Below are 16,623 nucleotides of genomic sequence, written 5' to 3' on the forward strand. Positions count from 1 at the left end.
TTATCCCTTAACCAAACCTGTCAAAATTGAAAATAATAAATAAGTTCTACCCGCATGCCCTTGTTATAATGGGCTTTATTCTCGTTTCCTTAATTTATTTTTATCCTGTTTTGCAAGGAAAGCAAATTTTTCAGTCGGATATTGCTCAATATACCGGTATGGCAAAAGAGCAAAATGATTTTAGAGCGTCCGAACACTCAGAACCGTATTGGACAAACTCTGCTTTTGGTGGTATGCCTACTTATCAGCTGGGTGCCAATTATCCAAATGATTATATAGGTAAAATAGACGATGTTTTGCGTTTTTTACCACGTCCTGCAGATTACTTATTTTTATACTTCCTAGGGTTTTACGGGCTTTTATTAGTTTTAAAAATCGATCCTTTAAAAGCATTTATCGGAGCTATTGCGTTTGGTTTCTCAACGTATCTTATTATTATTCTTGGCGTTGGTCATAATGCAAAAGCACATGCAATCGCTTATATGCCACTCGTGATTGCCGGATTTATACTGGTTTTTCAGAAAAAATATATCTGGGGAGGTTTGCTCACCATGTTTGCGGTTGCGTTAGAAATTAATGCAAACCATTTTCAAATGACCTATTATTTATTGATATTCTTACTGATACTTTCAGGTTATTTTGTTTTTACTTTTATTAAGGAAAAAGAATATAAGCCACTTTTAATTTCGATTGGCGTTTTGGCTGGAGCCGGAATTTTTGCTATTGGTGCAAATGCAACTAATTTAATGGCTACAAGCGAATATGCTAAATTTAGCACACGTAGTAATAGTGAATTGACTTTTAATCCTGACGGTTCTAAAAAGACTTCTGAGAATGCTTTAACCCACGAGTACATTACCGAATACAGTTACGGAATAGCAGAAAGTTTCAACTTAATTGCACCAAGACTTTTTGGGGGCTCTAACCACGAAAATGTAGGTACAGACAGTAGAATGTATTCGTTTATGACTGAACAGGGAGTTCCTTCCGGGCAGGCACAGGATTTCGTATCCGGAATGCCTACCTATTGGGGAGATCAACCCATTGTTGCAGCTCCGGCTTATATAGGAGTTGTCGTTTTCTTTTTGGCTGTTTTGGCATTGTTTATTGATGATAGAAAAATAAAATATGTATTTCTTGCAGGAGCATTGTTTTCGTTAGTGCTTTCGTGGGGAAAGAATTTCTCGTTATTGACAGACTTCTTTATCGATTATGTTCCGATGTACGATAAGTTTAGGGCTGTGTCTTCTATTCAGGTTATTTTGGAATTATGTTTCCCTGTTTTGGCTGTTATGGGAATTCAGTCATTTTTTAAAATTAAGGATGACCCAAAACAACAACAGAAAGCATTAATACAAACTGGAGTGTTTGGTTTAGGAATTATAGTGATTTTAGTAATTGCTAAAAGTTTCTTTCATTTTACGGGAAGCAACGATAGCTATTATTCAGAAAGTTACGGGCCAGGTTTTGTTGATGCTTTGAAAGAGGACAGAATGAGTTTGTATTTTGCAGATTTATTACGCTCAGGCTTTTTCATTATAGTAACTTTTGGGATTTTATGGTTGTTTATCAAAAATAAACTGGCTCAGAATACGACTTTAATCATCGTTGGTATTTTGATGATTTTTGATTTGTTTTTTGTGGATAAAAAATATGTTTCGGCTAAGGATTTTGTCAGTCCGGTCGAAATAGCAGCTCCTTTCCAACAAACTCCCGCTGATTCTCAAATTTTGCAGGATACGACGCATTATAGAGTTTTTGAGGTAAACGGAAATATGTCCAGTGCGCGTGCTTCTTATTTTCATAATTCTATCGGAGGTTATCATGCTGCAAAACCAAGAAGAATGCAGCAGTTGTTTGATTATCAAATTGCTAAAAATAATTTGGAAATACTTAATATGTTGAATGTTAAGTATGTTATTCAGACAGATAAAGAAGGAAAAGAAATTCCGACTATAAATCCTGAAGCTAATGGAAATGCCTGGTTTGTAAGTGATCTTAAACTGGTAAATAAACCAGATGATGTCATGAAAGCCTTAGATCATATTGACACTAAAAATGTTGCTGTTTTTAATGTTCATGAACACGAAGGTAAATTTAAAAATGCACGTTTGAAGAAAAACTGGGATACAACCGGAACTATTAAACTTGTAAAATATAAGCCAAATTACATTAAATATCAATCCGATAATGGAAAAGATGGTTTAGCAGTATTCTCTGAAATATATTATAAAAATGGGTGGAACGCTTACGTTGATGGTAAATTAACAGATCATTTTCCTGTAGATTATGTGTTGAGAGCAATGGAAATTCCAGGCGGAAAACATACGATTGAGTTTAAGTTTGAACCTCAGGTTGTAAAAACAGGAAGCACAATTGCATTGGCAAGTTCAATTGGAATGTTATTACTTTTGATCGGTGGGATTTATTTTGAAAAAATCTTTCACAAAGATTCACGAAAAAATAACGGAGATACTCAAAAAAATATTTAAAAATCTTCGCGAAACTTAGTGAAAACTTTGTGTGTGTCTGTGAAACAGTATAAACTTGATGGAACAAAAAAAACTATTAATCATTACTTATTACTTTCCACCAGCCGGAGGTCCGGGTGTACAGCGTTGGCTTAAATTTGTAAAATATTTGCCTGAATTTGGTATCCAGCCAATTGTTTATGTTCCAGAAAACCCAACATACCCGATAATTGATGAAGGTTTGGTTAATCAGATATCTGATAAAGTAATAATTCTTAAGAATAAAATTTGGGAGCCATATCAACTGGCTTCTGTTTTTTCAAAAAATAAAACAAAGAAAATCAGCTCCGGAATTTTTCCACATCAAAAAAAACAAACTTTTTTAGATAAAACTTTTCTTTGGGTTCGCGGTAACCTTTTTATTCCGGATGCTCGTGTTTTTTGGGTAAAGCCTTCAGTTTCTTATTTGGAAAAATATATTAGAGAAAATAATATTGATACTATTGTTACATCTGGACCACCGCATAGCCTGCATTTAATTGGGTTGGAATTGAAGCAAAAGCTGAATGTAAAATGGTTTGCTGATTTCCGTGACCCCTGGACTACGATCGGTTATCACAAAGCTTTGCGATTATCAGGTTATGCAGCAAAAAAACATAAAAATATGGAACATAAGGTGTTGAATTTTGCTGATGCCATTGTTGTTACCAGTAAAACTACAAAGGTCGAATTCCAGGCGATTACCACCAAACCGATTTCTGTAATTACAAATGGTTATGATATTGAGAATGTAGAGAAGCAGACTTTAGACACCAAATTTACCCTTGCTCATATAGGTTCGTTTTTATCAGACAGAAACCCTCAGTTTTTATGGGAATGTCTGGTCGAATTATTAAATGAAATTCCTGATTTTAAAACTCATTTAGAAATTAAATTAATTGGTGCAGTAAGTCAGGAAGTGCTTGATTCTATAGCACAATTTAATCTAAATAGTTATTTGAATCTTTTAGGATATGTTTCACATCATGAAGCAATTGCACATCAGAAAAAATCACAGGTTTTACTGTTGATAGAAATTAATTCTGAAGATACAAAAAGTATTATTCCGGGAAAATTATTTGAATACATGGTATCCAACCGCCCAATAATTGCAATCGGCCCTCAGGGTTCTGATTTTGCTGATATCATCATGCAGACAAATACCGGAGTATTTTTTGATTATTCTGAAAAAGAGAAGCTAAAAAGTGTAATTTTGGACTTTTATAATCAATTTTTGGAAGGAAAATTACAAGCTAACGGCGTTGGTTTACAACAATATTCCAGAAAAAACCTTACCAAACAATTAGCGCAATTGATCAGTGAATCATAGTTTGCTAAAATTTAAAATCTAAATTCAGAAATCCAAAAATGGGTATTGTCTTAAATCAGTCTTTTAAAAACACCATTATTACATATTTCGGCTTCGGAATTGGAGCTATAAATACACTTTATTTGTATCCCGTTTTTTTGGGAGCTACTTATTATGCCCTGACCAATTATATTCTGTCTGCAGCAAATGTCATCATGCCTTTGTTTGCTATTGGAATGCAGAATACACTGGTGAAATTTTATTCTCAGTATAAAACCGAAGAAGAAAGGGAGCAATTCTTATCATTTACGGCATTATTCCCAATATTAATGTGTATTCCTTTGGGAATTATAGGAATCTTTTTCTTCGATGATATTACGGCTTTTGTGTCTAAAGAAAATCCTGTTGTAAAAGAGTTTATGCTTTTAATTCCGTTTATAGGGATATGTATGGCTTATTTTGAGATTTTTTATGCCTGGGCACGTGTACATATGCATTCGGTTTTCGGAAATTTTATAAAAGAAGTGGGACTTAGATTGTTGTCCTCTTTTGCATTGATGGGGTTATATTTTCATTGGATAAGTTTAGTACAGTTTGTTTACATAACTGCGGTAATTTATTTTATTGCTTTCTTAATTACCATGTTTTATGCTTTTTACATCAAGAGGCCTAATTTTCAAATTACAATTCCTGAGAATGTAAAAAGTGTAATGGAATATACTTTTTTTATTATTCTGTCGGGAAGCGTTGCCAATTTACTTTTAGACGGCGACAAATTGATGCTGAACCAATATATGAAAATTGAGAATATTGCTTATTATTCTGTTGCTACTTATATTGCTTTGGTGATTTCAGTCCCGAGTCGGGCTATGCATCAAATCGTATATCCTATTACGGCTAAATTAATGCACGATAACAAGCATGACGAACTGAATACATTATATAAGAAAACATCAATAAATCTACAGTTCGTTGGTGGTTTTGTAATGCTTTGTATTTTTGTAAATATCGATCAATTGTATGAATTGGTTCCCAAAGAATATAGTGGCGGAATTCCGGTTGTATTTATGATTGGTTTATCTAAATATTTTGATTTAATTTTAGGAAATAATAATGCCATCATTTTTAATACCAAATATTACCGAATGGTCTTATATTTAGGATTGCTTTTGGTATTTTTAACCTTTGTTTTAAATATGATTTTTATTCCTATTTGGGGAATTTTCGGTTCTGCCTTTGCTACTTTATTATCGATTACTTTGTATAGTTTGGCCAAATTGCAATTTGTAGTCAAGAAACTTCATCTGTATCCATTTACAAAACAAACTATACATTCTATTTTATTGACTTTTGTCTTGTTTTTATTGTTTTATTTCTGGGAATTTCCTTTTTACCAGCTTATTAGTATTGCTTTAAAGTCAATTTTAGTAACAATTTTGTATGTATATCTGAATTATAAGTTTAAAATTTCATCAGATATTAATAATGTTATTGATTCACTTTTGAAAAAAATAGGAATTAGAATTTAATTCATTGAGAAAAACAAAAATGGATTTTAAAATAAAGCCAAAATTCATAGGGTTTTAACACTAAAATGATTACATCCGGTTAACAGGTATGTGTTAATGTTATAAATTTAGTTGTTTATTTTGTAATTTATGAGATAAAAACTAACTTTATCTTTCTGAATTATTACAGAATGTTCTTTTATGTTGAAAAAAACACTTATATATCACTAAAAGTTGGTATTGTTTGAGATAGCGAATTTTTATATTTTTGTAAAACCAAAATTTCAAGTTTAAAACGCCTGATTAATTTAAATTAAATGATTATTATGAAAAGCACTCAGTTCAATGCAGAAGAAAGTTTACAAGTATTTTCTAATATGATTTCTAAAAAAGTTCATAAAGGATTTGTACTTGAAGAGCGTAATGACAAAATGCTTTTTGCGGTACTTTCAAAAGGAGGAAAAACTGTAAATCATGGATTCAATTTTATAATTTTTTGTTTAACGTTAGGTTTATGGTCGGTTGCCTGGTTGTATCTTACTATAGAAGCATCTAAACAAAAAAAGATTTTAGTAGCCATAGATGAAGATGGTATTCCTTTTGAAGAAAGATGTTTAGTTGCTTAGCAACTAAACAATAAAAAAATAGCCACAAATTATTTCTCAATGCATTAAGTAAAAAAGAAGTAATTTATGGCTAATTTGTTTTTAATTAAGTTTTTCTTTTAAATATATCCCCGTAACTGATTCTTTTACTTTTACGATTTCTTCAGGGGTTCCTACAGCTAATAAATGCCCGCCGTTTTCTCCACCTTCAGGTCCTAAATCAATAATCCAGTCAGCACATTTTATAAGATCAAGATTGTGTTCAATTACTATTATTGAATGCCCTTTTTCTATTAAAGCATCAAATGAAGTTAATAATTTTTTAATATCATGAAAATGTAAACCCGTTGTAGGTTCATCAAATACAAATAATGCTTTATCTTTTGTAGCACCTTTTACTAAAAATGAAGCGAGTTTAATACGTTGTGCTTCACCTCCGGAAAGAGTAGAAGAGGATTGACCCAGTTGTACATACCCTAAACCTACATCTTGAAGCGGCTGAAGCTTTTGAGTGATTTTTGTTTGTTTGTTTTTTTCAAAAAAAGCAATAGCATCATCAATAGTCATGGTCAGGATATCGTTGATGTTTTTTTCGTCAAAATTAATTTCCAGAATCTCTTTTTTGAAACGTTTTCCTCCACAGGTTTCACATGGCAATGAAACGTCGGCCATAAAAACCATTTCAACGTTTATTGAGCCTTCTCCCTTACAGGTTTCGCAACGCCCACCATCAACATTAAAAGAGAAATGTTTGGCCTGGTACCCTCTTATTTTGGATAATTTTTCTTTTGCATACAAATCACGGATATCGTCATAAGCTTTAATGTAAGTTACGGGATTTGATCTCGAACTTCTTCCGATTGGGTTTTGATCAACGTATTCAATATGTTTTATTTGAGAAAATGAACCGCTTATTTCACTAAACTGACCTGCTTTTTCTGATGCATTTTCCAGTTTTTTTTGCACTGCCGGAAACAAAATCTTCTTAATCAGCGTACTTTTTCCACTTCCCGAAACCCCTGTTACTACAGTTAGCACATCTAAAGGAAAAGTAACATTAATATTTTTTAAGTTGTTTTCACGTGCACCAATGATATCAATGTGATTTTTGAATTTTCGTCTCTTTTTCGGAACGGAGATTTCTAAGTCACCATTTAAATATTTCGCTGTCAATGATTCTGATTTTAGTATTTCGTCATAAGTTCCCTGGGCAACAAGATGCCCACCGAAAGTTCCTGCTTCGGGACCAATATCGATAATCATATCTGCGGCTTTCATGATATCTTCATCATGCTCAACAACAATTACGGTATTGCCTAAATCACGAAGCGAAAGCAAAACTTTTATAAGTCGTTCAGAATCTTTTGGGTGTAAACCAATACTTGGCTCATCTAAAATATACATAGATCCGACTAAACTGCTTCCGAGAGAAGTTGCAAGGTTTATACGTTGTGATTCTCCTCCGGAAAGGGTTGCTGAATTTCTGTTTAAAGTGAGATAATCTAAACCCACTTCTGTCAAAAACGATAAACGATTGTTGATTTCTATCATTAAACGTTTTGCAATTTGCTGTTCATAAACGTTTAAATCTATGTTTTTGAAAAAAGTAACCAAATGTTTAATCGGTAAATCAACCAAATCAGAAATCGTTTTACCATTGATTTTTACATATGATGCTTCTTCACGTAAACGTTTTCCACGGCAGGCGTGACATTTTGTTTTCCCACGGTAACGGGACAGCATCACACGATTCTGAATCTTATAATTTTTTTCTTCGAGTTCTTTAAAGAAATCATTCAGACCCTGAAAATATTGATTTCCTTTCCAGATTAAGTCTTTTTGATCTTCCGATAGTTCAAAATAAGGTTTATGAATAGGGAAATCGAATTTATAAGCATGCTTTACCAATTCATCCTTGTACCAGCTCATGCTTTCTCCTCTCCAGGGATAAATAGCACTTTCGAAAATGGATAAAGAAGTATTCGGAACAACCAAATCAGCGTCAATACCAATAATATTTCCGTAACCTTCACAGACAGGACAGGCTCCATAAGGATTATTAAAACTGAATAAGTGAACGTTTGGCTCTAAAAACGTAATGCCATCCAATTCAAAATTATTAGAATAAATAAATCTTTTATCTGAATTTAATTCCTGCAGGTAACAAATTCCTTTTCCTTCAAAAAAAGCAGTTTGTACAGCATCTGCCAAACGGTTATAAAATTCTTCTTCGTCTTTGACAACAATTCGGTCAATGATCAGTAAAATATCTTTGTTGTTTAATTTATGAAGTTCTGTAGGGGTAAATTCATCTAAACGAACCATTTCGTTATCAACCAAAATACGGGCAAAACCTTGCTGTAAAAGCACTTTTAGTTTGTCTTCCAACTGACGGCCTTCTTCAAGATGAATAGGTGATAAAAGAAGCCACTTGCTATCCGGTTCAAGAGTTTTTACATCTGAAACAACATCGGTAACGGTATTTTTTTTGACTTCCTGACCGGAAACAGGCGAATACGTACGACCAATTCTCGCATATAAGAGTTTCATGTAATCGTAAATCTCTGTCGAAGTTCCAACAGTCGAACGGGCATTGGTTGTATTTACCTTTTGCTCAATCGCAATTGCAGGAGCAATTCCTTTGATATATTCGACTTTTGGCTTGTCCAGACGTCCTAAAAACTGACGTGCATATGATGACAGGCTTTCGACATAACGGCGTTGTCCTTCTGCATACAAAGTGTCAAATGCCAGACTGGATTTTCCTGATCCTGAAAGTCCTGTGATTACTACAAGTTTATTTCTGGGAATAGCAACATCTACATTTTTTAAATTATGTACTTGTGCTCCTTTGATGATAATATTATGTTTTGGGTCGAGTGTAGAAAGATCGATTTGCATAAAAAAAGTCAATTTCTACAAAAGTAATCAATTTTGAATTGAGTTTTGTTAATGAGATTGTTCCAAATTTTAACTAATTGTTCCCAGAATTATCATGTTTTTTGTATTGATGTTTTTTTTGGTAAAAACTTGTTATTTCAACATAAAATAAGCTATTTTAGAACTGTTTTTATAATAAATTAATACCACGGATCAATTTGAAATCAAAATTATATTTACTGTTTATTTTAGTGAGTTTTAACCTGTTTTCTCAGGAACTTCCTCCAATTGTAAAATATCCTTCAACTGTTTATGGTGCCGGAAGCCAGAGCTGGATGATATCTCAGGATGAACAGAATTATTTATATTTTGCTAATAACGAAGGCCTGTTGGAATATAACGGTACAAATTGGCAATTATATCCGACTCCTAATGAAACAATAATGCGATCTGTGAAAGTAATCGATAATAAGATTTACACAGGCTGCTACATGAATTTTGGTTACTGGACAAGGCAATCAAACGGAAAACTTAAATATACTTCTCTTAGTGACACTATCAAAAATAAAATCCTGGACGACGAACAGTTTTGGAATATTCTAAAGTATGATCAATGGATTCTGTTTCAATCATTGAACAGAATTTATATTTATGATACAAAGACGAAAAGGTTTAAAATTATCATGCCTAAAAATGGTGTTGTAAAATCGTTTGGCACTAAAACTTCTATTTATTATCAAACCATAAATGAAGGACTTTTTGAAATTGAAGGAGGAAAGGGAAAACTTATTTCCGATAATCAAACTTTAAAAAAATATACAATTGCAAATGTTTTTACTCTTGATGATGGTTTATTAATTCAAACCCAGTTAGACGGATTTTACAAATTAAAAGGAGCATCTTTATCACCTTTCAAAACTGATGTCGATTCAGAATTAAAATCAGGTTTTGTCTACAGCAGCCAGCGTCTTCAGGATGGGAGTTATGCATTAGGAACAGTTTCCAATGGTGTTTTTATTTTGTCAGATGCAGGAAAACTAAGGTACCATATTTCACAAAGTAAAGGTTTGAGCAATAATACAGTTTTGTCTTTGTTTGAAGATCAAGATCAAAATGTATGGGCTGGTCTTGATAACGGAATCAATTGCATCAATCTACAGACGCCTGTACATAGTTTTACTGATGATACGGGAGTTTTAGGAACTGTATATGCTTCTATTGTATATAATGGAATGTTATATGTAGGAACGAATCAGGGATTATTTTGTAAAAAGTATCAAAGTAATGATGAATTTCAGTTTATAAACGGAACAAAAGGACAGGTCTGGTCTTTATTTGCTTATGATAATACGCTTTTTTGCGGTCATGATTCGGGAACTTTTATTGTAGATAATACATCGGCAGGAAGTATTTTTTCAGGTTCGGGAACATGGAAGTTTGAACCTGTTCCAAACGCAAAAAATCAATTGATTCAGGGGAATTACTACGGAATTTCTGTTTTAGAAAAAATAAATAATCAATGGAAGTTTAAAAATAAAATACAGGGCTTTGACTATTCTGCACGTTATTTTGAAATTACCAAGAATTTAAATGTGTATGTTAGCCATGAATACAAAGGTATTTTTAGATTTCAACTGGATAAAAACCTTTTAAAAGCAAAAGATTTCTATGCTTATTCTTCTCCAAAAAAAGGAAAGAATGCTAGTCTGGCAAAATTTAATAATTCGATTTATTATGCATACAAAGAAGGGATTTTTAAATTAAACCCGAGAACAAAACAATTTGAAAAAGATAAGTTACTTAGTTCTGTTTTTGAAAAAGATGAATATACGTCAGGTAAACTAATTGTAGATGATTCTAATAAGATATGGCTTTTTTCTAAGAACTATATCCATTATTTTTCGGCAAGTAAGCTCAGCAATCAATTAAAACAAAATGTAATTCCGATTCCTTCCTCTTTAACCAATTCTATGTTAGGTTTTGAGAATATCAATCAAATTTCAAAATCAACCTATTTAATCGGAACTACAGACGGATATTATATTCTTGACATTGATAATTTAAGTTTTAAAAACTATACGGTTTCTATTTCGGAGATTTTAATAAATAAACAAAACCAAACCTTAAAGGATGTGATATTAAATGAGGAAGGACGTTTTAAATCGAATGAAAACAATATTACCTTAAATTATACAGTTCCGGAATATAATAAATATATCCATACTGAATATCAATATCTTTTGGAAGGATTTCAGAACGATTGGAGTGAATGGAGTACAAAATCTTCTGTGAATTTCAAAAATTTATCACCGGGGAAATATACATTCAAAGTAAGGGCAAAATTTGCTAATACCATTTTACCAAATACGGCTGTTTATACATTTATTATTTTAAAACCCTGGTATCTGACCAATTTGGCCTGTTTTATTTATTTTCTTTTGATACTTGTACTGGCTTATTTCATAAATAAAGCATATCGTAATTTTTATCAGAAACAAAAAGAGAAATTGATTGAAGAGAATAATCTTTTATTAGAAATTAAGGAACTTGAAAATGAGCAGCAGCTTATGAAACTCAGAAATGAGCAATTGTCGCAGGATGTAGATAATAAAAATAGGGAGCTGGCAGTTTCGACAATGAGTTTGAATAGTAAAAATGAGCTTTTGGCTTTTATAAAAGAAGATTTAAAGAAAACAACCCAGGATGATAATAAAAATATCAAATCAGTTATCAGAACTATAAATGATAATATAACTGAAGAAGATTCCTGGAAAATCTTTAAAGAAGCTTTTGATAATGCTGATAAAGATTTTCTAAAAAGGATTAAGCAATTACATCCTTTATTAACTCCAAACGATTTGAGGCTTTGTGCCTATTTGCGATTGAATCTTTCTTCAAAAGAAATCGCCCCGTTATTCAATATTTCTGTTCGAAGTGTTGAGATAAAAAGATACCGTTTACGCAAAAAAATGGATTTGCAGCACGAAATCGGTTTAGTAGAATACATTTTGGCTGTATAGTAGGATATAAATTACGTCAAAACACCTATACATTACCACAACATTAATGTTTTATTGTGTTTTTAACACTTAAAATGTTAACGAAATTAACATCTTCTGTTGGGTATAAAACAGAGAGCTATTTTGTTATATGTTTAAATTAAGCAGGATTTTTTTATGATGTATGTTTTTTGTTGTGGTTAATTTTGATTTATTCTTATAAGGATAAGATAAATTTAGCATCAATAAAAACTAACTAATTATGAAATCTAAATTATTACTAATCGTATTGTTGCTGTTTACATCTTTTGCATTTTCGCAGAACATTGATGTAACAGGAACTGTACTTGATGCTTCAGGCTTATCATTGCCCGGAGTTAATGTTAAAGTGAAAAGTTCATCACAAAGCACAACCACAGACTTTGATGGATCTTTTAAGTTATCCGGAGTTCCAAAAGGAACAACAATTGTTTTGAGCTACATTGGTTTTAAAACACAGGAAGTTGTGGTTTCAGGCAGCAAAATCACTGTAAAAATGAGCGACGATGCAAAATCATTAGATGAAGTTGTTGTGATTGGTTATGGCAGCCAGAAAAAAAGAGAACTTACAGGAGCAGTTGCAGTAATTGACAGTAAAACAATTGAGGCTTTAAAACCAGTTAAAGTAGAGCAAGCTTTACAGGGAACTGTTTCAGGTGTAAATGTAACGAGCCAGTCCGGAGCTCCGGGTGCAGGATTGGATATTCGCATTCGTGGTATTGCGACCAACGGAGAAAACAGACCTACAGCTATTATTGATGGTTATGTTGGAGATTTAAGTTTGCTTAATCCCAATGATATCGAAAATATTACAGTTTTAAAAGATGCACAAGCAGCCATCTATGGAACTATTGGAGCAAATGGAGTTATTTTGATTACCACCAAAATGGGTAAAAAAAATTCAAAAACAAAAATTGCATATAACACTTATACAGGATTTCAGGAAACATCCAGAAAATTACCAACTCTAAATGCTACAGAATATGCCCTTTTACTAAATGAGAGTTATGCTAACGGAGGAAAAGTGCTTCCCTATCCAAATGTTACAGGTTTAGGAAAAGGTACGGATTGGCAGGACGAAGTTTTTAGAAAAGGAGTTCCCGTTATCAATCATGATTTATCTATTTCAGGGGGTTCAGAAAAAATTACTTATGCAGCAAGTGGTTCACACTTAGATCAGGAAGGAATTGTTGGCGGAGATAAATCAGGTTTCCTGAGAAATACGGCCAGAATAGGATTAGGAGCTGATTTAAGCGATAAAATCAAGTTGAAAACAAATGTTATTTATACGTATTTTACAAGAAAAACTTTAAATGAAAATGGCTTAGGATCTGTTTTGTTTAATGCATTAAACGTACCGGCTACACTTAGCCCATATGATGCAAATGGAAATTTTACCCTGGTACCGGCTACGACCGGATTAGGAAATGAAATTATTAATCCTTTGGCACAAATTGCTAATACTTATAATGAGTATAATTATAAAAAAATCAATGGAAATTTTGGACTGGATTATAAAATTTTCCCTGGATTTGTATTATCAGGTTCTATTGGTTTTAATACTTCAAACAGTGAATCCAGATCTTTTGCAAAGCAAATTAGTTACGGGGGTAAAGTATTCGATGTAAAACAAAGTTCTGTTACGCAGGGATCGGTAAATGATAACGATTATTCATTTGACCTTTTTGGAACTTACACAAAAAAAATTGCAGATAATCATAATGTGGCAGGTACTGTAGGAACAACAATTTTTAAAACCTGGGGTAACGGACTTTCTGCTACAGGTTATGATGTGCCATACAATTCATGGGATTTTGCAGATCTTAATTTGATAACAACAGTATCTAAAGTTATAAATAATGGTTCTTATTCTTATGACCAGAGAAGATTGTCTTATTTTGGAAGAGTACAGTATGATTATAAAGGTAAGTATCTATTGTCGGCCATGATACGACGTGACGCTTCGACTAAATTTGGACCTGGAAATAAAATAGCCTATTTTCCTTCTTTTACCGGAGGCTGGGTTGTTTCTGATGAGGGTTTCTTTGGAGAATCAAAAACAATTAACTTTTTAAAGTTCAGAGCAAGTTACGGTACTTTAGGAAATGACCAAATTGGTGATTATGGATATTTAGGCCGATTAAATGGCGAAGCAACTTATGTATTTGGGGAATTAAGCAGTGGAAGAGGCCAGGGCCAACTGCCTAATCCCGATGTAAAATGGGAAGAAGCCAGAAAATTTGATGTTGGTCTGGATATGAAATTATTAAATGATAAAGTTTCTGTCGTTGCAGATTATTTTATCGACACCAGAAAAGATTTACTGATACCAAATATTAGTGTTTCAGGTATTAATGGTACCGGTGCTCCGGGTGCAGCTTCTCCAACAATGAATGCCGGTACGGTAAGAAATTCGGGTTTTGAATTTGCAATAGATTATAAAGAAAAATTTTCTGATTCTTTTTCAATGAGTCTTGGGTATAATGTTACTTTTCTTAAAAATGAAGTATTAGAAGTAAACAACTCAACTCATTATATTGAAAGAGGTGCGTTTTCTGTGGGACAAACTGCTCCGACACGCATGGAAATAGGGAAACCAATAGGATATTTTTATGGATATAAAACCAATGGTATTTTCCAGAATCAGGCAGAAGTTGATGCACATCCTTCACAATTAGCTTTAGGAGCCAATGCATCTCCCGGAGATATACGCTTTGTGGATGTTAATGAAGATGGTGTAATTGATACTAAAGATAAAACCAATATTGGCGATCAGATTCCTGCAGCCACAATGGGCTTTAATTTACAACTGAATTATAAAAACTTAGATTTTGCGATCTATACTTATGCCTCTTTAGGTAATGATCTGATTAGAAATTACGAAAGAAATTTATCCGATGCCAATCGTTTAAATTATGTTTTGGACAGATGGAAGGGAGAAGGAACTTCCAATTCGACGCCCAGAGTAACTACAGGAGCTACATCAAATAATGTTTTTTCTGATTATTACGTAGAAGATGCTTCTTATTTAAGGATACAAAATGTACAGTTCGGTTATACATTAGACCCGACATTGACTCAAAAAGCAGGAATTTCAAAACTTAGATTGTATGCCGGAGTTAATAATCTTTACACTTTTACCAAATACAAAGGTTTTGATCCTGGCGCATCTTCCGGAGACCCGATCGCAGGAGGAATTGATTACGGGTTTTATCCAATACCAAGAACTTATCTTTTGGGATTAAATCTTAACTTTTAATTGTTATCAAAATGAAAAAATATATACACATATTTCTTTTAACAGGAATGCTGTTTTCAACCGTTTTTATTTCCTGCTCAGATGATTTTGTAGAAACTAAACCTGCTTATTCTATTGATTCTGAAAATTATTTTAACTCAAAAGAAGATTATAATGATGCATTAATAGCTGCTTACGATTTGCTTCAGTCTACATATGTAAATGTTTTATTAGGAGAAATTGCTTCAGATAATACTTTAGCAGGAGGCGAAAGCCCGACAGATGTTATCGGTTTTCAGCAAGTAGATGATATGATCCATACAGAAACGAACAGCAATCTTAAAGATATCTGGAACTGGATGTTTGCCGGAGTTCAAAGAGCAAATTATATACTTGAATTTCAAAACAAAACCGATTTTGAAGGGAAAGCACAAATTATTGCCGAAACCCGTTTTCTTAGAGCCTATTACCAATTCGAATTAGTAAAATGGTTTGGTGGTATTCCGATGAAAGGTGATGCCAGATTCAGACTTGGAGATGAAACTAAAATACCGCGTTCATCGGTCGAAGAAGTGTATGTTTCTATTGAAGCTGATTTGATTTTCGCGGCTGCAAATTTATCCCCAACTGCTGCTCAAAAAGGAAGAGTTACAAAAGGTGCTGCTCAGGCACTATTGGGAAAAGCTTATTTGTATCAAAATAAATTTACACAAGCTGCTGCAGTATTCGAGAGCTTAATAAGTACTTCACCATATTCGTTACAAACCGATTATAATGCATTATTTGAATTGGATGGAGAAAATGGAACAGAATCAGTTTTTGAAGTGCAATATACAGATGTTGAAGGTGCTGGATTTGGATGCCTGCAATGTAGCGAAGGAAACGTTGCCGTAGGTTTCAGCGGGATACGTAACTATGATGGCCCACTGTTTACATCAGGCTTCAGTTTTAATATTCCGACCCAGGAAAGTGCAGATGCTTTTGAAGTAGGAGATAAACGTAAAGATGTAGCTATTTTGGATATTAACGCATGGGCTCTGGCTAATGCAAATTATGATAATGGTAATGGAATTAAATTTGGAAAAGGAAATGAAGACACAGGTTTCTTTAATCGAAAATATTTACCAAGAAAAAGAAGCGCCAATGCTCAGGGCGATTTAAATTTAACAAACCCAAACAATTACAGGGCGATACGTTATGCCGATGTACTATTAATGGTAGCAGAAGCTTATAATCGTGGAGGAATTGATGATGCTAAGGCAAGAGGATATCTGAATCAGGTGAGAAGACGTGCTTTTGGAGATACTAATCATGATATTTCGGCTTCGGGAGCAGCACTTACTGATTTTATTTTAGCCGAAAGAAGATTAGAGCTTTTTGGTGAAGGACATCGTTTCTTTGATTTAGTAAGAACAGGAAAAGCAGTGGGAACAATACCTGGTTTTAAAGCCAATAAAAACGAATTATTTCCACTGCCGATCGAGGAAATTCAATTTGCTAACGGAAACTGGCAACAAAATCCAGGATATTAAAAA

General features: G+C 33.1%; 8 protein-coding genes. 7 read left to right on the forward strand and 1 reads right to left on the reverse strand.

The window, feature by feature from the left end:
- The first annotated feature begins 26 nt into the window (after positions 1-26).
- The 4 genes from ACEN92_RS00480 (at position 27) to ACEN92_RS00495 (ending at position 5,953) form a co-directional block, all read left to right on the forward strand.
- Positions 27-2,492 (forward strand): YfhO family protein, encoded by a 2,466-nt coding sequence (locus ACEN92_RS00480; RefSeq protein WP_495640408.1) that lies wholly within the window; start codon positions 27-29, stop codon positions 2,490-2,492.
- Positions 2,493-2,550: 58 nt separating this feature from the next.
- On the forward strand, positions 2,551-3,840 hold the full coding sequence (locus ACEN92_RS00485) for a glycosyltransferase family 4 protein (RefSeq protein WP_495640409.1): 1,290 nt from the start codon (positions 2,551-2,553) through the stop codon (positions 3,838-3,840).
- A 38-nt stretch (positions 3,841-3,878) separates the two neighbouring features.
- Entirely contained in the window at positions 3,879-5,348 is a 1,470-nt protein-coding gene (locus tag ACEN92_RS00490; protein WP_495640410.1) for a lipopolysaccharide biosynthesis protein, read from the forward strand.
- 305 nt (positions 5,349-5,653) lie between these two features.
- Positions 5,654-5,953: a hypothetical protein gene (locus ACEN92_RS00495; RefSeq protein WP_495640411.1), complete on the forward strand. Its 300-nt coding sequence runs from the start codon at positions 5,654-5,656 to the stop codon at positions 5,951-5,953.
- 81 nt (positions 5,954-6,034) lie between these two features.
- Here the strand turns inward: ACEN92_RS00495 and uvrA are convergent, their stop codons facing one another.
- Entirely contained in the window at positions 6,035-8,833 is a 2,799-nt protein-coding gene (gene uvrA, locus ACEN92_RS00500) for an excinuclease ABC subunit UvrA (RefSeq protein ID WP_495640412.1), read from the reverse strand.
- A 197-nt stretch (positions 8,834-9,030) separates the two neighbouring features.
- On the opposite strand from uvrA, the gene ACEN92_RS00505 reads away from it, so the two are divergent.
- From ACEN92_RS00505 to ACEN92_RS00515, 3 genes are all read left to right on the forward strand, one after another.
- Positions 9,031-11,832 (forward strand): helix-turn-helix and ligand-binding sensor domain-containing protein, encoded by a 2,802-nt coding sequence (locus ACEN92_RS00505; protein WP_495640413.1) that lies wholly within the window; start codon positions 9,031-9,033, stop codon positions 11,830-11,832.
- Between the two features lie 241 nt (positions 11,833-12,073).
- The gene (locus ACEN92_RS00510) at positions 12,074-15,109 is read left to right on the forward strand and encodes a SusC/RagA family TonB-linked outer membrane protein (RefSeq protein WP_495640414.1); all 3,036 of its coding nucleotides are present in this window, start codon (positions 12,074-12,076) and stop codon (positions 15,107-15,109) included.
- Between the two features lie 11 nt (positions 15,110-15,120).
- Positions 15,121-16,620, forward strand: coding sequence for a RagB/SusD family nutrient uptake outer membrane protein (locus ACEN92_RS00515; protein WP_495640415.1), 1,500 nt, complete (start codon positions 15,121-15,123; stop codon positions 16,618-16,620).
- Positions 16,621-16,623: the final 3 nt, after the last annotated feature.

The sequence above is a fragment of the Flavobacterium sp. Flavsp81 genome (genome assembly GCF_059491325.1).